Genomic DNA, 21,175 nt, shown 5'->3' on the forward strand with positions numbered 1-21,175 from the left:
GAATACGGATTTTTGTAGGAGCTGGCTTGCCAGCGAAGGCGGTCGTGCGACGTGCCGCGCCAATGAAGACGCCTTCGCCGGCAAGCCGGCTCCTACGGGGTATGTGTGGCCCACAAATTCATGGTCTGTACGGATTTTTGTAGGCGCTGGCTTGCCAGCGAAGGCGGCCGTGCGACGTGCCGCGGCAATGAAGACGCCTTCGCCGGCAAGCCGGCTCCTACGGGATTTGAGTGGTCCACAACATCAAGGTGAGTACCGATTTTTGTAGGCGCTGGCTTGCCAGCGAAGGCGGCCGTGCGACGTGCGGCGGCAATGAAGACGCCTTCGCCGGCAAGCCGGCTCCTACGGGTTTTGTATGGTCCACAAAATGGCTCGGAGAACCGAGACTAGCACTCGGTATCCCCTACAATCCTGAGATGCCCAACCCAACCATTGATCGAAGTCACAACAACCATAAGCGCCGCCAGTATCAACAACGTCACGCCAACAACAGGCCAATTCATCATGCGCATCCCCAGGTTCAGGAAAATCCGGCAGAGCGCCATTCAAGTGAATGTCAGGCACCTGTAAACATAGTCACAGGTTCAGTTCTACACACCTCATGTTATGGATAATAATCAGTTCCTATATTGCTGATTCACGGGCATTTCTGCCTAAATGCCCCGCATAAGGTAGTCTCGCCAGTCAATAAGGATGACCACATGCTCGTACTGCCCTGGCCATACCTGACCCTCCTCTCTGCCGGCTATGTCCTGGCACTCACCTACGGACAACTAACGGCACAGGCGAGCATTGCGATCATCCTGCTGCTACTCGCCGGTTTTGCCGCCCAGCAACACCACTACCGCTACGGCCGCTATGTCGGTCATATCCTGTTCATTCTCCTGGCACTCGCTTTGGCACTCCATTGGTGGCCAGGGTTTTACAACGCCAGGATGATCGACAACGAGCGCTTTACCGAGGACGCCGTGCCGTTCTCGATGAACCTCAACCTGGACAAACCGCTGATAGGCTTCTGGCTGCTACTCGTCTGCCCGTGGATCGTCGCCCCCCGTTCGTTGACACAGACATTAAAGACCAGTGCGCTGGCCATCAGCCTGACCGCGCTCACCACGCTTGGGGGAGCCTGGCTGCTGGGGATCGTCGAATGGTCACCGAAATGGCCGGAACAGTCATGGCTGTGGATAAACAACAACCTGCTGCTGGTGACATTAGTAGAAGAGGCCCTGTTTCGCGGTTACCTGCAAGGAGGCCTGAGCCGGCGCTTCCAACACCTGGCCTATGGCGAACACCTTGCCCTGCTGATCGCTTCGCTCCTGTTCGGGCTGGCCCATTGGGGGGCGGGCTGGGAATGGGTATTGCTGGCAAGCCTGGCCGGTGCCGGTTATGGACTGGCCTATCGCTACGGCGGATTGGCGGCGGCCATCGCCACCCACTTCGGTCTTAATTTGTTGCACTTTGGACTGTTTACTTACCCGATGCTGGTGCGATGATTCAGGGCGGGAACGCACCTCTGCAGGGCCTGATTTAACGGTAAAAACCTTCAAAATGCCCTCAATATTGGCAAAATCAGCCGATCATCGGTAGGGAACTAAGCAGCTTGACTCCTGTCAGCCGCAACGTTTACCCTCCCGCCCCACGAATGGAAGCGATTTGTCCTACAGCGACAGATAGTCCTCTAAAAATGAATTGAAGCAACGCGTTTACCGCGCCGTTGTGCTGCACGGTAAATTATGCTCAAGCCCCGCTCCCCCCTCCAAATCAAAAAATCCGTCATTTTTGCGTTGGTATTGCGTGAAGCGCGTTCGCGTTTTGGCCAGCGACGTATGGGCGCTATCTGGACGCTGATCGAGCCGATTTGTCACCTGTTGATTCTTAGTTTGCTGTTCGGCCTGCTCCGTGGCCGCACTGTGGCCGGCATCGACTACCCCGTTTTTGTACTGGTCGGTCTCGCACCCTTCCTGCTGTTCCGCAATACCGCCTTGCGTCTGATGAACAGCCCCAAGGAAAACCGCTCGCTATTCGCTTATAAACAAATCAAGCCTCTCGACACTTTTATTGCCCGTGTACTGGTGGAGTTCAGCATTTCAGCGACTGCGTACGCCATTCTGGTGTTCGGTTTCGCCTGGTATGGGTTCGACATGTCGATCAAATCGCCCATCGAGTGGATGCTGACCATTCTGTTGGGCGTATTGTTTTCTTTTGGCCTGGGCATGCTGTTGTCGCTGATCGCCCACGCAATGCCCAGCAGCACGCTGTTTCTGCGGATGATGTTTTTCCCGCTGTATTTTATCTCCGGTGTACTCATTCCCGCCGCCTACCTGCCGCACGCCATGCTGCCGCTGCTCCTGCTCAATCCTTTCCTGCACTTGCTAGAACTTATTCGTGCCGAAATTTTTCCGCACTATGTACCGGTCGACGGCGTGTCACTTAACTATGTAATCGCCTTCACCCTGGTCTTGCTGTTTGTCTCCCTGGGTACGTACCGGGTTCGTCGACTGCATTTGATCTCCACCAAGAACGGCTAACCGCAGGCTTCCCGTGTTCGAGCTCAGAAATCTCACCAAGTCGTACCTGACCCCCAAGGGTCGTCGCCATGTGTTTCGTGACCTGTCACTGAAGATCCCTGCCGGCAAGAACATCGGCCTGATCGGCCGCAACGGCGCAGGCAAGTCGACCTTGATGCGCCTGCTGGGCGGCGCCGACGTGCCGGACTCCGGCACCATCGTCACCGATAAAAGCGTTTCCTGGCCCGTGGGCTTGTCCGGCGGTTTCCAGGGCAGCATGACCGGCCGGGAAAACATCAAGTTCGTCAGCCGGGTCTACGGCGCGGTAGGCGATGCCATGCGTCAGAAGGTCAGCTATGTCGAAGACTTTGCCGAAATCGGCAGCTGGATCGACGAACCGGTCAAGACCTACTCCTCCGGCATGCGCTCGCGCCTGGCCTTCGGCCTGAGCATGGCCTTCGACTTCGACTACTACCTGATCGACGAAGTGATGTCGGTGGGTGATGCCCAGTTCAAGCGCAAATGCGCTGAGGTGTTTGAAGCGCGCCTGCAGAAATCCAAGGTGGTGCTGGTCTCCCACAACATGCCCGAAATCAAAAAGCTCTGTGACGTCGTACTGCTGGTACGCGATGGCGGGGTACAGATCTATGACGATATCGATGAAGGCATCAAGGCCTACAACACCTGATCACCTGACCGTGGCGTGATTGTTTTATTTCAAGGATGCAAGTGCATATGAGCAGTACGGGTAAATTCAAGGGCTGGCGCCTGACGCTGGGGCTAATCGTAGTACCGATGGTACTGGCCATCGTCTACTACAGCTTTTTTGCCGTGGACCGCTACGTCAGCTCCGCGCAAGTCGTGGTACGTCAAGAGGGCAGCAATCCTGGCGCTCAACTCCCAGGCTTGGCAATGCTGCTCAGCGGCACCAATCCGGCGTCCCGGGAAGAGACCCTGTATCTGCGCGAATACATTGTGTCGATGGACATGATGCAACTGCTGGAAGATCGTCTGCACTGGGTAGAGCAATACAGTAAACAACGCAACGACCCGTTCTTCTGGCTGGACAAAGACACCGAGCGTGAGGATTTGCTCAAGTACTACCAGCGTATGGTCTCGGCTCACTACGACGAAACCACCGGCCTGCTGAAAGTGGAAGTACAAGCTTTCAGCCCGGAACTGGCCGAGCAGATGGTCAAGACCATTCTTGAAGCCAGCGAGCACTTCGTGAACGAAGTCTCCCACAGCATCGCCCGCGAGCAGATGCGCTTCGCCCAAGGCGAACTTGAAAACGCTAAAAAGAACTACACGCAATGCAAGGAAGAGCTGCTGAGCTTCCAGAACCGCAACAAAGTACTGGACGGTAAAAGCTCTGCTCTGGGCCGCGCCAGCATCATCGACACGCTGGAAGGCGAGCACTCCAAAGAGCGCGCCGTACTCACGCAAATGCTCTACAAACTTCGCCCGGATTCACCGCAGGTGAAGCAACAACAGCAACGTGTGAACGCCATTCGCGAACAGCTGAGTGCCGAAAAACGCCTGCTGGTGTCCGCGCCTGACGGCGACCAGCTCAACGTCGTGGCCTCGCGCTTCCAGCAACTGACCCTGGACGCCGGTATCGCTGAAGAAACCTACAAGACCGCCGTTGCCGCACTCGACAACGCCCGCATCGAAGCCAGCAAGAAAATCCGCACCCTGGTCACCGTGGTCAGCCCGAACACCCCGCAGATGGCCCTGTACCCAGAGCGCATCTACAACCTGGCAACCATCTTCCTGACCCTGCTGCTGCTCTACGGTATTGCCCGCTTCCTTATTGCATCGATCGAGGATCATCGTGATTAAATCCATTTCTGGCCTGCCCCTTCGCCCCCTGAATGTGAGCATGCGAAACAGCGCTGTTGCGGGTTTGATGCTGGTGACTCTGTCGTTGGCAGGTTGCAGCGGCACCTTGTCTGGTGCTGGTCCATACAAAGGCGATATCGAAAGCAAAAACCAGCCGTACAACCTGGTCGAGATCAACGCCAACACCATCGCCCCGTTCATGCGTGGCGCGGTGCGCCCGGTACAGCCGAGCATTGCCAAGCCAGTCGCCACATCAGCAGCCCTGATGGCCGGTGATGTACTCAACGTACTAGTCACCGACAATGCACCTGAGGGTTCGGCACTGTTCGCCCCACTGTCGACTGGCGGGACCCAGCTCAAGACCCGCATTGACGACCAAGGCATGATCTCCCTGCCTTACGTCGGTCGTCAGTTCGTCGCTGGCATGTCTATCAACCAGGTTGAGGACATGATTCGCAAGCAGCTGAAAGGCGTAACCACCGACGTGCAGACCCATGTCGAACTGGTTGGTGATCTGTCGGGCTCGGTACTGGTCGCAGGCGCAGTCAAATCCCCCGGCCGGTTCAGCACTTTGCAAGGCCCGCTGACGCTGCTTGATGCCGTCAACCAGGCTGGCGGCCCAGTAATGGAGCCCCATCTGGTCAACGTCACTGTACGTACTGGCAGCCAGGTTCAGCAGTTCAACTATGAAGACGTATTGGCCGGCAACAACATGGTGCTACGCCCAAACTCGGAAGTGGTGCTGGACCGTGCGCGTCAACGCTTCGTCGCCATGGGCGCTGTTGGCGAACCTGGCCTGAAAGACCTGCCGTCCCAAAACACCAGCCTGCTCGATGCATTGGGCAGCGTCGGAGGCCTGCGCGAAGCGAACGCCAACCCGGAAGGTGTGTTCGTGTTCCGCATGAGTGATCGTGACAGCTCGAAACCAACGGTACTGCGTTTGGACATGCGTGACCCAGCAGCGATTTTTTATGCCCGCCAGATCATGATCAAACCAGATGACACTATTTATGTGACCAACGCGGCGATTTACGAATGGCAAAAAGTCATTTCACCGATTGTTCAGACAATGTTACTTGGTCGAACTGCTGGCGTTTACGAATAGTTTGAATAGTACCTGAGCCTTATTCGCCTAAACGCGAGCAAGGCCTCAGGATGCAACCGCAATTTAGAWGGCAAAGGATCAACTGACATGCAGGGCGACTTCGTAAAAATCAATAAAAACTACAGCGCTAAAACCGCTTACTTAGTATTCTCTGCGATGAGCACACCCCAAGGCAGCTTCCAGATGAGCAAAGCATTAGCTAAATTATCCGGCCTGATGCTTTTCTTGAACGATCAAGATAACAACTGGTACCAACACGGCATCCCCGGAATTGGTGAAAATACAGCTAAAACAGTTAGCAAGTTGAAGGCAGAGTTCGCTTCCGAAGGAATAGAGCGCATAGTCTGCATTGGCGCTTCGATGGGCGGCTACGGTGCCGCATTGTACGGGGAGTTGCTTGAGGCGAATTTAGTAATTTGCTTCTCATGCGAACTCGAACTCGGACTACCTTTCAGCCGTAGCGCTTTGCATTCAACTGTCAACAAGGAAGATCCACATTACAGCATTGATAAAATCATTCGCCACAACACAAAAACGAAATTCATTTTTGTCGTAGGCACGAGTGACATCATAGATCTTTATAACATTAGTTTGATAAACAATTGCGGATTTGAAATATACTTTCTTAAAAACAAGAATCACTTCCTGACTCAAGATCTTCATGTCGAGTTTTCATTGGAAAAAATAATCCAAGATTTTGAGACAGGCAGAGGATTTCCCGATGAGGCTTGGCTCGAATCCTCCGAGCAATTCCAGCAAGATTTTACATATATCGATAAGGTGTACGAACTTTATGTTGCGGTCCGTCGTCGCAACCATGAACGCTGCGCCGAGCTAATCAATCAGATCCCCGCAGACAACTCCTTAGAAACCGCAAAGCTCTACACCGGAATGTATTATTCACGGATGAAAAGATATGCGGAGGCAGAAATTCTCCTGGAACAGGCCATGGAAAAAAATTCTGCCAATAGAGAAACTGCGTTCCAACTTGCCATCTGCAAAAGAGCACTAGGCAAAATTGATGAGGCCGCCAAACTATACACACAAGTTTTAGAACAAGAGCCCGGATATGCCGCAGCACACCATCATCTTGGAATGATCGAGGAGCGATACAAAAACCTTGATAAGGCAGTATTTCACTTTGAAAGCGCGATGGCAATCAAAGCAGAACCGCAATACGCAGCCAATCTTGTGAGCGTTCTTGAGAAGCAAGTAATTGAAATAAAACAACGCATTCAAGAGCTCACTACTCTTTCTTCACAAGCTTGATTAAATGGACTACTGAAATGTACTGGATCGTCAGCCCTTTTTCGTCGAAAAATAATGGAATATCAAATTACTGCCTCAATGCCAAGGACTTACTTGCAGCAAAGGGTATTGAGGCTCAGATCCTCGACAACAATGAAGGGCTGAATGTTTCGTCCCTGGAAGAAAAAATTCTTTCAACTATTTCTGCAAATGACACAATTGAAATTCCAGATGCTTGGGGTCTATTCAGCAAGAAAAAGCCACTCAACAAGGTACACGCGCGCCTCCATGCACCCTCTTTATATTTGCAGGAACTCAATGGTTTGCCACTGAACAAAGTGCGATACCAACGCGAAGTCGCAGCAGTTAAAAACGCGGATTTTGTATCGTCACCCAGCACCGCGAACACAGAAAAATATGAGCTACCTGAAAGCCTTCATGTTGCCACGTTCCCCAACCCGGTAATTTTTAACGGGGATGTCACTCGCGCCGAGAAAGACATTGACATCATCTTTATCGGACGCTTCGATAAAGTTAAGGGAGCTGATTACCTCTACAATCTGTTATTTCTACTGCCAAGAGACCTTCGTGTAGCTATCGTGGGCATCGACCCAAGTGAAGTAAACAAATACAGCAAGGCATGCGCCCATCTACAGATCACATTCCATGGGTGGATTGACAACACAGAGAAAGACAGTCTATTGAGCCGCGCAAAAGTGTGCGCAGTACTCAGCCGCTTTGAAAGCTTTAGCCTAGTGTGTTTTGAATCCATCATACATCGGACACATGTTGTCGCGTGGCATGTGGGTGGAATTCCTGAATGTTTTCCGAGCCATTTCGTGTCAACAGTGGAACTTGGGAACGTTATCGGCTTTGCGGCCACCTGCGTTCAACATCTTTCGGAAAATCAATACTGCGAACAAGCGGCTGAATCTTTCATTACGGAAAACAACAATAAGTTTGTTTCTGGCGTGCGCTCTTTCTTAAATGGCAGCACAATCGAAAACAGCATTCAAACACGACGCCCCACCCATGGGATGCCCCAAATCATTAAGCAAATCAAGACGGATGCTACTTGGCGCTTCTTTCAGACCCCAACACTCAAGGTGTTTGGTTACTCTGTAATGAACGAGCATTCCGAGCAAATGTGGGGCAGTATTCATAATTTACTCGCAGACTACCAATACGTAAGCCGCAAGCCTTTAGGCTACAATAACAAGTTTGACAGAAACTTCCCAGTCGACCAGGAAAAATACCATATTTATGATTGGCGCTTCGAAACCCAACGACTGGCCGATGACATTAAGAAAAACGATCCAGACATGATCTTTGTATTCAATGGAAACAATGAACACTTTCACAAAGCAAAGCAATCAATTAGCGCAGCAACTAACAAACCATTCGTATATAGCGAGCTAGGTTGGCTACCACAATTTGGTCACATTTATTTCGACGCCGATGGCGCCAACAATAACAGCAGGCTTTGCCGCGTTACACTTGAAACATTAGTCGGTGATCTCCCCCAAGAAGAAGAAATCTGCAAGCCCCTGCAAAAAAACAAAGTTTTGCTCGCCCTTCAACTTCCGGGCGACACAACTCTTGCCGCGGAGTCCTTCCCTCTTCAATATTCCCACCGAGATTTTATTGAAGTAGTGCGTAACGTAGTACCCGAAGACACACACCTAATTGTAAGAAAACACCCGAGAGACAAAAACGAGTACAACGTCAACGACCTCCCGAACACCTCTCTGGACATCAATGACTCAGGAGATATCACTCTTAGTGAGGTTGATGCAGTTATTGCAGTCAACTCCACCTTCCTCTTGGAAGCGTTGAAACATGATGTGGCCGTATATCATTTTGGCCACGGAGTTATATCCAACAAAGGGGTTGCGATAGATTGTTCCGCCGGAGACTTCTCAAAGAAGTGGACCGATACCATTACTTACAGCGAGTCACGACGAGCTATTTATCTCGACTACCTGTCTAGACGCCAGTTGAACGTATCCAATATTTACGACAATGGACTGAGCGAAGAGTTTTCTGAGGCACTTTACCCGTTGATTGAGAGCAAAATGGAGCATGAATCAAGTATCGTCATACCAGTGACGAAACCCGCATTGAAAGCTGTGAACAAAGTAGTGACCAAACCAAATAATATAAAACCAGCCAACACTAAAATTCAAGCATTGAATATATTCGAAAAAGCATTGAAGTTTGCGAACGACAAAAAACTTGCGAACAGCTTTGCAGCACAACTTTTCTTCAAGATTCCTGTTGTTCGTCGCAACGCGACCAAAAATTTGTTCATTAGCGCACTTAAAAACAAACGCTTCGGGGCTGAACTGGACAAAGAATTTAAGAAAATTTGGAACATCCAAAAACTCTTCCCCGAAAAAGTATTCCTTTATTACAGAACCAAATGGGTATATTTCGGCGTATCGAAAGCCATCGTGACTTACGCAAAATCCATTTTGGTAAAAAAACTTCCCAACGCTCAAAAAATGGACGTAGCGGCGATGCTTTGTGAAGCCGGAGCATACGCCAATGCCTTAGACTTAGTTAAAGAATGCTTAAAAAACAACCCGACTGTATTCCGTAAGAAACAGTATCTTCGACTCGCGCATTTGGTTTCTTTTGAAACAGACTATCTGAGCACCCTGCCTCATGATGAAGCAAAATACATCAATCGCCTGAACGATTGCTTCAATAGAGTTCACAACGATCAGCCTAAGTTCATGACCTATCTGAAAAAATACAAAACCAACTATGTGATCATAGGGAACTCGCCTAATAGTCGCGGAATCAAGCAAGGCAAAGAGATCAACACTAAAGGTATGGTTGCGCGATTCAACTCCTTTGACACGGCACTGGAACGTCGGAACGATGTGGGTCAAAAAACAACTGTCTGGATCAAAAGCCCGACGTTTGAAGAGGTTGATCGCAAACTGATTAACGAGATTGATGCGGTTCTCATTACAGGAACTAACCATATTGATCGATCTCCGTCCGCCTTTGATTTCTTTAAAGATTTCTTGGATCGTCCAGATTTGATCATCGCCATTACTCCAAGCGATACTTATCGCAAGCTGTCCAATGAGTTGGGAGCTCCTCCGAGCGGGGGTATTCAGTTCCTTACAATGGTGAAAGAAACTGGTGGTCGGATCAACAAACGCGACATTCCTGGCTTCAGCCTCACGCTGCCCGATGCATTGAAGGGTGCCAATGGTGAGGCGAACCAGAAGCAAAAATATGCTCACAACTGGGTAAAAGAAGTCGAGTTTATTGATCAAAAGCTTACTGCCTAACTAAATATGATAATCAGTCTCGCTCACCGGCAAACGGTGGGCGAAACTTATATTTTTAACGAGCAATGAAATGATTAATGTAAATAGCAAAATCCAAGTTTCCAATGAGCTTCCATTCACCCTCTTTGGTGGCATAAACGTTCTTGAATCCCTGGACCTGGCCCTCACCGCCTGCGCCGAATACGTGCGCGTGACCGAAAAACTGGGCATTCCTTACGTCTTCAAAGCCAGCTTCGACAAAGCTAACCGTTCGTCCATCCACTCCTATCGTGGCCCAGGCATGGAAGAAGGCCTGCGTATTTTCGAAGCGGTAAAGGCTGAATTCGGCGTGCCGGTGATTACCGATGTCCACGAAATTTATCAATGCGCACCTGTCGCCGAAGTGGTCGATGTGCTGCAACTGCCTGCATTCCTGGCCCGCCAGACCGACCTGGTTGTGGCCTTGGCCAAGACCGGCAAGCCAGTGAACATCAAGAAACCTCAGTTCTTGAGCCCATCGCAAGTGCAGAACATCGTGCACAAGTTCAAGGAAGCCGGTAACGATCAATTGATCCTGTGCGACCGCGGCACCTGCCTGGGTTATGACAACCTGGTGGTGGACATGCTGGGCTTCGGCGTGATGAAGCGTACCTGCGCGAATCTGCCGATCATTTTCGACGTAACCCACGCCCTGCAACAGCGTGATCCGTCGGGCGCCGCATCGGGCGGTCGCCGTGAGCAGGTAGTTGAATTGGCGCGCGCCGGTATGGGGGTTGGCCTGGCCGGTCTGTTCCTGGAAGCTCACCCGAATCCAGATCGAGCCAAGTGCGACGGCCCAAGCGCCCTGCCACTGGATCAACTGGAACCGTTCCTGGCACAGATCAAGGCGCTGGATGATCTGGTCAAGTCGTTCCCACCGCTGAACATTGCCTGAAGTCAAATCTGCTGAAACAAGGATTGTGAACATGGCAAGTACAGAACAACGGGTCGCGATTGTCATTCCGGCCCGCTACGGTTCGACCCGCCTGCCGGGCAAGCCGCTGGCTGATATTGCCGGCAAGCCAATGGTGCAACACGTTTACGAACGCGCCCTCCAAGTTGCCAATGCTCATGTGGTGGTGATTGCCACTGACGACGAACGCGTTGCACAAGCAGTGCGGGCGTTCGGTGGGGAATGCGTCATGACCTCGCCGGATCACCCTTCCGGTACCGACCGCCTGGCCGAAGTCATGGCGCAGATCGACGCCGACATCTACATCAACCTGCAAGGTGATGAGCCACTGGTGCGTCCAGCAGACATCGAGGCACTGGTTGCGGGCATGCTCGCCGATGCGAACGTGAAGGTCGGCACTTTGTGCCATCCGATCGAAGCGCCCGAAGCCGGTAACCCCAACACCGTGAAAGTGGTGCTGGCCAATAACGGTAACGCGCTGTACTTCAGCCGTTCGCCGATTCCCTACCCACGGGACGGCGAAGTCGCTCACTACCTCAAGCATGTCGGTGTCTACGGTTATCGTCGCGACGTGCTGGCCGACTACAGCAGCCTGCCACAGCCGATGCTGGAGCACGCGGAGAAACTCGAGCAACTGAGGCTGATGGCCGCGGGTTACTGCATTCGGGCATACCTGGTCGAACCGACCGGCCCGGGCGTGGACACACCAGAGTGCCTGGAGCAAGTGCGGGCGCTGATGAGCGGCCAAGCCCCTGCCCCACGGCCGACCCTCAACGACATTCGCCTGGTGATCACCGATGTGGATGGCGTGCTCACCGACGGCGGCATCTATTACGATGCCACGGGTGAATGCCTGAAGCGTTTCCATGTGCGTGATGGCATGGGCATGCGGTTGCTGGAAGAAAACGGTGTGCGGGTGGCGGTGTTGTCGGGACGTGATTCGGCAACGCTGCGCAAGCGCGTGGCTGACCTGGGCATTACCCTTTGCCAGTTCGGCGTGAAGGACAAGCAGGCAGCCTGCAACCAGTTGATGGCCGAAGCCGGTGTCAACGCCGCGCAAACGGCGTGTATTGGTGACGACTGCATCGATCTGCCGGCGTTCGCGGCGTGCGCCCTGTCGTTTGCCGTAGCGGATGCTCCGGTGTACGTAAAAGCGGCCGCCACCCATGTATTGAATACGGCGGGCGGTACCGGTGCGTTCCGTGAAGTAGCGGACAGTATTCTGTTTGCTCAGGGCAAGGATGCGGTACTGGGCACTGCAGCGGGTTATGCGCAGGTGATGGCGAAGATGGCGCAGTAAGCCAGCGGATCCTTCATAGCAAAAAGTAACGGGGCCGATGTTGGGCCCCGTTTTCGTTTGTGCAGGTCTACATTTGGGCTTTGGCGGGATGCATCGCTCCCACGCCTGGTGGGTGAGAACATCCTTATGACGAAGGCGCCCTTGCGGGCGCTTTCGCTGGCAAGCCAGCTCCTACAGAGATCGTGTGGGATCGCGAGGGATTGCAGGAACTGTTGGAGTCCGGAGGTTGCGGTATCAGTCGAAGATCTCGACGACGCCTACTACGGCGTTGTCGCTGTTGGTAACAGCCAAGGCACGGATCTTGTTGTCGAGCATGTAGGTTTCCGCTTCTGACAGCTGCGCATCATCCTTGATGGTATGCGGGTTGGCGGTCATGAAGTGGGCGACGGTGGTGTGGATCACACCTTCGTTTTCCAGCAATGCGCGACGCAGGTCGCCGTCGGTGACGATACCGACCAAAACGCCCTCTTCCATTACCACGGTCAGCCCCATGCGACTCTGGGTCATCACCATCAGACAGTCGTGGAAGCTGGTGGATGGAGTGACGATCGGGGCTGGCGAGTGCATGACATCGCTGACGCGAGTCAGCAACTTGCGCCCCAGACTACCGCCGGGGTGGTAGCGGGCGAAGTCCATAGGCTTGAATTGAATGGCTTCGATCAAGGCCACAGCCAAGGCATCGCCCATGGCCATGGTCGCCAGGGTGGAGGTGGTTGGTGCCAGGTTGTTTGGGCACACCTCCCGCTCCACGGAGATGTCCAGCCAGATATCCGCGTGCTTGGCCAGGGTCGACTTTCCGTTGCCGGTCATGGCGATGATTTTGTTGCCGAAGGACTTCAGGCTCGGGATCAGCTTGATGAGTTCCTCTGTCTCGCCGCTGTAGCTGATCAGGATCAACACGTCGATCGGCTTAAGCATGCCCAAGTCGCCATGGAAGGCTTCAGCCGGATGCAGGAAGAAACTCGGGGTGCCGGTGGAAGCGAAGGTCGCAACCATCTTTTTCCCGATCAGTCCGGATTTGCCCATGCCACACACAACGGTGCGGCCTTTGCAGCCGAGGATGAGCTCAACAGCGCGTTGAAACTCGCCGTCGAGGCGTTCGGCAAGCTGACTAATGGCTTGCGCTTGGGCGCAAAGGGCTTCTTTGGCGATTTGAAGGTGATTCATGGGGACGCGATCGTTCCTTGATTTAAGTGGCGCGTATGGTACCGATTGAGGCGGCGGCAGGGAACGTAGCGCGGGATTTAATCCGATCGACGTGTAGGAAATTTCGTAAGTTCTTTTGTCTCCAGCACCGCGAACGTGGCAATGAGGCGATGGAATCCGTACTATCGCGCCTCGTCTGATCCGGTGACACACACGTTCAGATCGGCATTTGAGTCGTTGTTGACAGTTGGAACCCATGGATACCGAATCAAAGCGACACGGAATGTTTGCCCGCAATAATGTCTTCTGGTGGGGGCATTCCAGCCTGGAAAAGCGCTTGAGCCACGTGCTCGGTCACCCGCTGGATGAGTACAGAATCAACACCCTTGACCTTAATTCCAACGCCTCGTTCGTCAATTACGTACGCCATCACCGCCTGACCCACCTGCCTAGCGGCACCACACTGGATGTGGTGGAAAAGTCGATCCGCAAGCTGTTGTTCATCTCAAGCCTGGAGTCGCGTTTTTATCGCGAGCGCGATGTGCTGGCAGGCAGCGTGCATTTCCGGCATCCCGGTTGTCTGGGGGTTATTGAAACGCCGCGGGAAACCCTGATCTTTACCCGATTCGTTGAAGGGCGGGCGCCACAGATGGCCAAAGTTGCGCCGCAGATTGCCTTGGGCATCGCCGAAATCGAGAAGCTGTCTCATCTCTACCTGCAACCTGCCAACTGGCGACAACGGTATCGGTTCTGGGAAATGGATTATTTCCGCCCTTGGTATCTGCTGCGCTGGCGCTTCAACTTTGTACGCTACCTGCCCTCCCTCAGCGAACTGCCCGCTGACGACGCACGATTTCACGGCCTGGCCGAGCGTCTGCGCGGCTTGCAGCCGGCCCTGCGTCGCGCCCAGTCTCGCGCCAGCCATACCCAGCGCTGTTTGTGCCATATGGATTACCTGGCGAAGAACTTTTTTGTCTCGCCCGAAGGCTTGCAGATGATCGACTGGAGCGAAGTGAAGATCGGCAGGATCGGTTTTGATGGCGGCGCGTACCTCAGTGCGATTTTCCGCCAGGGAGACATGGCACGTTTCACCAAGGTCCGTGCGGAGTTCCTGAATGCCTATGCCGATGCGCTGGATGAGCGGCTCGACGTGCACAGTGCGTTGCGCAATGTTGATTATTTTTTCCTGCAGAACGCGCTGTGGCATTTTTTACGGCCCAAGACCATTGCTGATTACCTGCGACGCGACAAGCTGGATTTGCTGCATGAAAAATACCAGTACTTGTTGGCGTTTCCCTTGAAGCAGGGATCGGACTCGAATTGTCAATTACCGCACAGAAGGTAAGCCGCCCGCCCATCGGACGGCTAACTCCACAACCTATAGCGTTAAAAAGCAAAGACGAAATATGTGACAATTTTGTAGGAAACTTCCTACTTTTTGCGAGTGGCTACCTGCCATTTGTATTATTATTCGCGGCAAATTTTATTAAACATTCTTTACAGGTTCGTATGTATTCGAGCGTGGTAGATGTGTGCACCCTTTAGGGATATCCGCTGTTTTTTATGGACAATGTCGATTCAAACCGGCGCGCTTTGCTGATTATGTCTAAAGGCGCGCAACAGATCCCCACGCTCCCTGCCCTGCTGCCCGAGTATCGGCTGCTGTGTGGCGCGGTGCGCGACATTGCCCAGGCCGACGAGGTTCTCGCGTGGGGACGCAAACCCAGTGCAATGCGTGCCCAAGAGGCCGCTGAAACTGCAGGTTTGCCGCTACTCACCGTCGAAGACGGCTTTCTGCGCTCGGTGGGCCTGGGCGCCGAAGACCCGCCGCTGTCGTTGATCGTCGATCCGCTGGGCATCTACTACGACGCCACCGCTCCTTCTCGCCTCGAACAACTGATTCCCGTGCCGCTCACAGAAGCACAGATACTGCGCGCCCGTGCCTTGCAAGCGAGTTGGTGTGAAGAGCGCGTGTCCAAATACAACGGTGCCCGCATCGAAGCCTGCACATTGCCGCAGCCGTGCGTGCTGGTCGCCGATCAGACCCGCGGTGATGCCTCACTGCAAGGCACCACCGTCGCCGATTTCGAGCGCATGCTCGAAACCGCGCTGGCCCGACACCCGCAAAGCACAGTGGTGGTCAAGGTTCACCCGGACGTGGTGGCCGGACGCAAGCAAGGTCACTTTGACTTGGCGGCGCTACTTAAGCACCCGCGTGTTCATCTGATCAGCCATAACGTTCACCCGGCCGAACTGCTGCCCGCGGTGCAGGCTGCGTATGTGATGACTTCGCAACTGGGTTTCGATGCCTTGCTCTGGGACGTGCCGGTGTACACCTTTGGCATGCCGTTCTATGCCGGCTGGGGTCTGACCGATGATGCCCTGCCCGCTCCCGAACGACGCCAACCTGCCAGCCTTGAACAATTGCTGCATGCCGCGCTGGTGGAATACCCGCGCTACGTCGACCCGGAAACGGGCGCGCCCTGCCAGCCCGAGACCGTGTTGACCTGGCTCGGCCTGCAACGGCGGATGCGCAGTCGGCTGCCGCAAGATTTGCAGATGGTCGGTTTCAGCAAGTGGAAGCAACCGTTGGTGTTGGACTTTTTCAATGGTTCATCGATTCGGTTCCTCGGTCGCTTTTCCCGTCGTCGCATCGCGCCGGTCATCACGTGGGGTTGCCAGCACGATGTGCCGTTGACCAAAAAAGTCGGTAGCCACCTCGGCCGCGTCGAAGACGGCTTCCTGCGCTCCGTCGGCCTGGGTGCGAAGAAAACCCGTCCATTGTCATGGGTGTTCGACGACCTGGGCATTTACTACGACGCCACCCGTCCTTCGCGCCTCGAACATCTCTTGCAGCACGAACCGTGCAGTCCGGATTTACTGCAACGGGCAGCAGCCCTGCGCGAAGCGATCTGCGTTGCCGGAGTGACCAAATACAACCTGCCCGGCACCACGTGGAAACGTCCCGCCGGCGCCGGAAAAGTAATTCTGGTACCGGGTCAGGTCGAGTCCGACGCCTCGATTCGCTACGGCGCGCACCGTATCCGGCGCAACATTGATTTGCTCAAAGCGGTGCGCGAGCACCATCCAATGGCATGGCTGTTGTACAAGCCGCACCCGGAAGTGCTGGCCGGCACGCGCGAAGCAGGCATTGATGAAGAGCGCACCAGCGACTGGTGCAATCAGGTGGTGGGCGACGTGCCGTTCCATGAGCTGTTGACTGAAGTGGATGAAGTGCATGTGCTGACCTCGCAATCGGGTTTCGAAGCCTTGTTGCGCGGCGTGCCCGTGACCACCTACGGCCAGCCGTTTTATGCAGGCTGGGGTTTGACCCGGGACAAGGACCTGAGCCCGGACGTCCAGGCGCGCCGCACCCGGCGCCTGAGCCTCGACGAACTGGTGGCCGCGACCCTGATCCGCTATCCGACCTATGTCAGTCGCATTACTAAAAAATTCACGACTCCCGAACGTACGTTAGTCGAGATTCAAAATTGGGATGAAGTACCTACACATGGAAAACGTCCAACATGGCGAGAGATGATCCAGCGTTTGCTCCGCACCGCGTTGAAACCAAGCCCAAAAAACTCGTAGTTCCTGTCGAGCGCTCCCCGCGCCCGGTGTTGGCGAGACCGCGCAACTCGTTCCTGTTCCTGCAGGGCGTCAGTTCGCCGTTTTTTGCGCGTCTGGTACAAGCGCTGCGGGCCGAGGGACAGTTGGTCAAGTCGGTCAACTTCAACATGGGCGACACCCTGTACGGCAGCGGCGCGCGGGTATTTTATTCGGCGCGCCCCGAGCAGCTGATGGACTTCTACAGCCAATGCTTCAGGGCCGACCACATCACCGACGTGGTGCTGTTCGGCGACTGCCGTCCGGTGCATCAGCCGGCGGTGGAGCTGGCCAGGTCGCTGGGCATTCGTGTGCACGTGTTCGAAGAAGGTTACTTCCGCCCCTACTGGATCACCCTTGAGCGCAACGGCGTGAACAATCATTCGCTGCTGCCGCGTGATCCGGACTGGTATCGGGAAGTGGGCAAGTACATCCCCCGCTATCACAACGGTAATTCGTTCCGCCTGTCCTTTGCCTCCAGGGCCCTGCACGATGTGATGTACCACGTCGGTGGCGCACTGAACAAAGTGGTGTTCCCCCACTACAAAACCCACGCGCCGTACAACGCGGCGGTGGAGTATGCCGGCTACATTCGCCAGGGCCTTCGCCTGGCCCGTGCCAAGGGCCGTGATTCCGAGGTGATCAGTCAAGTGGCGCACAATCGCTATCGCACCTTCCTGTTGCCACTGCAGCTGGACAGCGACGCGCAGATCCGCGATCACTCGCCGTTCAAACACATGAAGGATGTGCTGAAGCATGTTTTGGGTTCGTTCGCCCGCCATGCCGGCAGTGACACGCGCCTGGTGGTCAAGAACCATCCGCTGACCCCGGGCATCATCAACTACCACCGAATCACCCGGCGCATTGCCCACAAATTCGGCATTGCCGATCGGGTGGACTTCCTCGAAAGCGGTCACATGCCGACATTGCTGTCGCATGTCGCGGGCGTGATTACCGTCAACAGCACCGTGGGCGGTTCGTCGCTGATGCACAGCGTGCCGACCATCGCCCTCAGCGACCCGATCTACAACCTCAAGGGACTCACCCACCAGGGCAGCCTCGACGATTTCTGGCACACACCGGAACCGCCTGACGCCACGCTGTTCCAGCGTTTTCGCAGCACGGTGATTCACACCACCCAGGTCAATGGCGGCTTCTATACGCGCTGCGGTATCGACATGGCCGTGAACAACTCGCTGGAAGTACTGATGGCCAAAACCTCGCGGATTGAACGCTACTTATGACGCTGCAAAAAAACCCTCGCTGCATCCTGATCACCGGTGCCACAGGTGGCATCGGCGGCGCACTGGCGCCCGCCTATGCGGCGCCCGGCGTGACCCTGATTTTGCAAGGCCGGCGTACCGAACGACTGGAGGAAATGGCGGAGCAGTGTCGCGCTGCCGGCGCCCGGGTCATCCTTCACGCACTGGACGTGCAGGACCTGGAGGCCGTACGTGAATGGATCACCCGGATCAGCGAAACCGAGCAGCCGGACCTGATCATTGTCGGAGCCGGGCTCAACACCTCGAGTGGCCCGAATGCTGAGGATGAAGATTGGGCGTTGTCCCAGGCGGTGATCGAAGTCAACGTCATGGCCGCCATTGCCACCGTACAAGCGGCGTTGCCGGCGATGCGCGCACGCAAGCACGGGCAGATCGCGCTGTTCAGTTCCCTCGCTGGCTGGCGCGGGCTGCCGGCGACGCCGAGCTACAGCGCCAGTAAAGCGGCAATAAAGGCATACGGCGAATCCATGCGCGACCTGGTGGCCGCTGACGGCGTGCGGATCAATGTGATCATGCCCGGTTATGTTGAATCGAAAATGTGCTTTGAAATGCCTGGACCGAAACCGTTGCTGTGGAACCCGGACAAAGCCGCGCAGCGGATTCGCCGGGGCCTGGCAGCCGACCAGGCGCGAATCAGTTTCCCCTTCCCTTTGAACCTCGGATGCTGGGCCCTGGGCGTGATTCCCCCACGGATGTCTTCTGTAATTTTGCGATGGCTGGACTACGGTGCCTGATTTTTTTGACAGTACTTTCGCCTGGGTCATCCTGGGCGGTTTTTTGCTCTCCTGCGCCATCGAAGCGCTGCTGGTTCCCAGGCCCACCTTACGCCGACCGCTGCGCAGCTGGCTGCTGCACGCCGGGGCATGGCTATTCTCGGTTGCCCTGCTGTATGGCCTGACCGGACGTCCGTATTTCAGTGCTGTGAATGTGCTGGCCATCTGGACGCTGATCGTTCTGGTGAGCAATTCGAAGTATCACTCGTTGCGCGAACCCTTTGTGTGCGCAGACTTTGAGTATTTCAGCGACGCCGTGCGTTTCCCGCGTCTGTACCTGCCCTTCTTCGGCATCGGCAAAACCATTGTGCTGGCGTTGGCCTTTGTCGCCTACCTGGCCTGCGGACTGTATTTCGAGGCTGGCGCCAGTGATGCGTTGGCAACCGCGGCCATGGCACTGGTCTGTGCCGTGGTGCTGCTGGTCGTCGGCGCATTGAAACCGCTACAACCGAGCTACGATGCCAGCCTGGATTTGCGCCGTTGGGGATTGGCCGCCAGTTTGTGGACCTACTTTTGCGCAGCCCGGCGCAAGGTGCCCATCGACACACTGGGCTCGCCTTTTGCGATCAGTGCGCAATCGATTCGCAACCCTTCTGATGTGGCCCTGCCGGACCTGGTCTCGGTGCAGAGCGAATCGTTTTTCGATATTCGCCGATTGTGGCCCGGTATCCGCGAGCAGGTACTGAGCCAATACGATGTGCTGCGCACCGAAGCCAGGGCCCATGGGCGCCTGAAAGTCGCGGCCTGGGGCGCGAATACCGTGCGCACCGAGTTCGCCTTCCTGACCGGGATTGCCGGCGACAGGCTGGGCGTTCATCGCTTCAATCCTTATCGCCACCTGGCCCGCCAAGGGTTGCCAAACATCGCCGCCGAGATGAAGCTCCGGGGTTATCGCACCGTGTGCGTTCACCCTTACGCGGGTAGTTTTTACGGCCGTGACCGCGTGCTGCCGGCACTGGGTTTCGATGAGTTCATCGATGTGCGCAGCTTCAATGACGGGCAAAAGGCCGGACCTTTTATTGGCGATTGCGCCGTGGCAGACAAGATCATCGAACTGCTCGACGACAGCACGCGCACCCAACCCTTGTATATCCACGCCGTAACCATGGAGAACCATGGACCGCTACAGCTGGAGCAGGTTGAAGCGGCCGAGTTGCCAAACTGGTTCGATCGTCCACTGCCGGACGGCCTGCGAGACCTGGCGCCTTATCTGCGTCACCTGAGCAATGCTGATCGGATGCTCGGCAAGTTGCGCGAGTACCTGCTAGCCAGCCCGACGTCTACCGGACTGTGTTTCTTCGGCGACCATGTGCCCATTCTCCCGGATGTGTATACCGCCCTGGGCGCACCCGATGGCGATACTGATTACTTCATTTGGTCCAATCAGGCTCCGTCCGCCAGCGCGCCCCGGCCAATAGGCGTGGAACAGCTGGCCAAGGCCTTCGTCGACCATCTGAACAGCAGCCAGCAATCCGTCGCAAAAGCGAGGCTGGACCAGACCGCCACCCATGACTGACATCGACAACGCCCCCTTGCGGATTGCCCTCGGTTCGAGCTTGCCGGAACCTGATGAGTCAATCGCGCGGATGATCACTTCGGGCCGCAATTCGCTGGCCTTCTTTCTCGGCGATGAAGCCTGCCGATATCGGCTGCTGGCCGAGTCGATCAACTGGGACCGGATTCTGATCGCCCGCCGCGATTGCAGCACCCTTGGCTATGCCGCCTTCAAACATCATCGACGCGGGCCATTTTCGCCCGGCATCAGGCCTTTTTTGCGCGAATTCGGCTGGTGGCGGGGCGTATTGCGCTACCTGCTGTTTGCGATTACCGAAGGTCGCGAGTGGTATTACGGCTTTTATCTCTATGGCCTGCATGTGATCAAGCATGCACGTCATCAGGGCATTGCCAGTTCGCTGCTGGCCGCGACCTTTGATCAGGCCCGGCAAGCCGGCTATGACCGGGTAGAGCTGGAGGTGCAGGTGAAAAATGTGAGGGCCCAGCGGCTCTATGCGCATATGGGATTCACCCGGATCCGGACCACTCCGGTGAATTGGCTTGGCCGCCTGCTGCCCTTCCCCGCCGTGATCAACATGCGTCGCTCGATGACACCCCAGCCATGAGCGGTG

Annotated in this window: 16 protein-coding genes and 1 pseudogene; 16 read left to right on the forward strand and 1 reads right to left on the reverse strand. The window is 55.2% G+C overall.

Going from position 1 to position 21,175, the window contains the following annotated elements; translation table 11 throughout:
• Positions 1-701: 701 nt before the first annotated feature.
• From AC1DWM_RS07515 to AC1DWM_RS07560, 10 genes and pseudogenes are all read left to right on the forward strand, one after another.
• Positions 702-1,493 (forward strand): lysostaphin resistance A-like protein, encoded by a 792-nt coding sequence (locus AC1DWM_RS07515; protein ID WP_477794918.1) that lies wholly within the window; start codon positions 702-704, stop codon positions 1,491-1,493.
• Positions 1,494-1,733: 240 nt separating this feature from the next.
• Positions 1,734-2,528: an ABC transporter permease gene (locus tag AC1DWM_RS07520; RefSeq protein ID WP_477794919.1), complete on the forward strand. Its 795-nt coding sequence runs from the start codon at positions 1,734-1,736 to the stop codon at positions 2,526-2,528.
• A 13-nt stretch (positions 2,529-2,541) separates the two neighbouring features.
• Positions 2,542-3,195, forward strand: coding sequence for an ABC transporter ATP-binding protein (locus AC1DWM_RS07525; protein ID WP_477794920.1), 654 nt, complete (start codon positions 2,542-2,544; stop codon positions 3,193-3,195).
• Positions 3,196-3,242: 47 nt separating this feature from the next.
• On the forward strand, positions 3,243-4,349 hold the full coding sequence (locus AC1DWM_RS07530; RefSeq protein WP_477794921.1) for a KpsE/RkpR family capsule polysaccharide export protein: 1,107 nt from the start codon (positions 3,243-3,245) through the stop codon (positions 4,347-4,349).
• 40 nt (positions 4,350-4,389) lie between these two features.
• Positions 4,390-5,454, forward strand: coding sequence for a polysaccharide biosynthesis/export family protein (locus AC1DWM_RS07535; RefSeq protein ID WP_477794922.1), 1,065 nt, complete (start codon positions 4,390-4,392; stop codon positions 5,452-5,454).
• 87 nt (positions 5,455-5,541) lie between these two features.
• Complete coding sequence (locus tag AC1DWM_RS07540; RefSeq protein WP_477794923.1) at positions 5,542-6,723, forward strand: tetratricopeptide repeat protein; 1,182 nt, start codon at positions 5,542-5,544, stop codon at positions 6,721-6,723.
• Positions 6,724-6,740: 17 nt separating this feature from the next.
• Complete coding sequence (locus tag AC1DWM_RS07545; protein ID WP_477794924.1) at positions 6,741-10,010, forward strand: glycosyltransferase family 29 protein; 3,270 nt, start codon at positions 6,741-6,743, stop codon at positions 10,008-10,010.
• A 70-nt stretch (positions 10,011-10,080) separates the two neighbouring features.
• Positions 10,081-10,923 (forward strand): 3-deoxy-8-phosphooctulonate synthase, encoded by an 843-nt coding sequence (gene kdsA / locus AC1DWM_RS07550; RefSeq protein ID WP_477794925.1) that lies wholly within the window; start codon positions 10,081-10,083, stop codon positions 10,921-10,923.
• Positions 10,924-10,954: 31 nt separating this feature from the next.
• Positions 10,955-11,680, forward strand: a pseudogene (gene kdsB, locus AC1DWM_RS07555) (3-deoxy-manno-octulosonate cytidylyltransferase); the annotation flags it as partial.
• On the forward strand, positions 11,678-12,241 hold the full coding sequence (locus AC1DWM_RS07560; RefSeq protein WP_477794996.1) for a KdsC family phosphatase: 564 nt from the start codon (positions 11,678-11,680) through the stop codon (positions 12,239-12,241). The pseudogene kdsB and the gene AC1DWM_RS07560, both read left to right, overlap by 3 nt.
• Positions 12,242-12,475: 234 nt before the next feature.
• Here AC1DWM_RS07560 and AC1DWM_RS07565 read toward each other — a convergent pair whose 3' ends face one another.
• On the reverse strand, positions 12,476-13,408 hold the full coding sequence (locus AC1DWM_RS07565; protein ID WP_477794926.1) for a KpsF/GutQ family sugar-phosphate isomerase: 933 nt from the start codon (positions 13,406-13,408) through the stop codon (positions 12,476-12,478).
• Between the two features lie 262 nt (positions 13,409-13,670).
• On the opposite strand from AC1DWM_RS07565, the gene AC1DWM_RS07570 reads away from it, so the two are divergent.
• From AC1DWM_RS07570 to AC1DWM_RS07595, 6 genes are all read left to right on the forward strand, one after another.
• Positions 13,671-14,732, forward strand: a complete 1,062-nt coding sequence (locus AC1DWM_RS07570) for a phosphotransferase family protein (RefSeq protein WP_477794927.1) — start codon at positions 13,671-13,673, stop codon at positions 14,730-14,732.
• Between the two features lie 257 nt (positions 14,733-14,989).
• Entirely contained in the window at positions 14,990-16,978 is a 1,989-nt protein-coding gene (locus tag AC1DWM_RS07575) for a capsular polysaccharide biosynthesis protein (protein ID WP_477794928.1), read from the forward strand.
• Entirely contained in the window at positions 16,915-18,237 is a 1,323-nt protein-coding gene (locus tag AC1DWM_RS07580; protein WP_477794929.1) for a capsule biosynthesis protein, read from the forward strand. The genes AC1DWM_RS07575 and AC1DWM_RS07580 overlap by 64 nt, the downstream gene beginning before the upstream one ends.
• Positions 18,234-19,010, forward strand: coding sequence for an SDR family NAD(P)-dependent oxidoreductase (locus AC1DWM_RS07585; RefSeq protein ID WP_477794930.1), 777 nt, complete (start codon positions 18,234-18,236; stop codon positions 19,008-19,010). The genes AC1DWM_RS07580 and AC1DWM_RS07585 overlap by 4 nt, the downstream gene beginning before the upstream one ends.
• Positions 19,003-20,565, forward strand: a complete 1,563-nt coding sequence (locus AC1DWM_RS07590) for an LTA synthase family protein (RefSeq protein ID WP_477794931.1) — start codon at positions 19,003-19,005, stop codon at positions 20,563-20,565. Before AC1DWM_RS07585 ends, AC1DWM_RS07590 begins: the two co-directional genes overlap by 8 nt.
• A gap of 16 nt (positions 20,566-20,581) precedes the next feature.
• On the forward strand, positions 20,582-21,169 hold the full coding sequence (locus AC1DWM_RS07595) for a GNAT family N-acetyltransferase (protein WP_477794932.1): 588 nt from the start codon (positions 20,582-20,584) through the stop codon (positions 21,167-21,169).
• Positions 21,170-21,175: the final 6 nt, after the last annotated feature.

This window comes from Pseudomonas sp. P4_C8 (assembly GCF_056401975.1).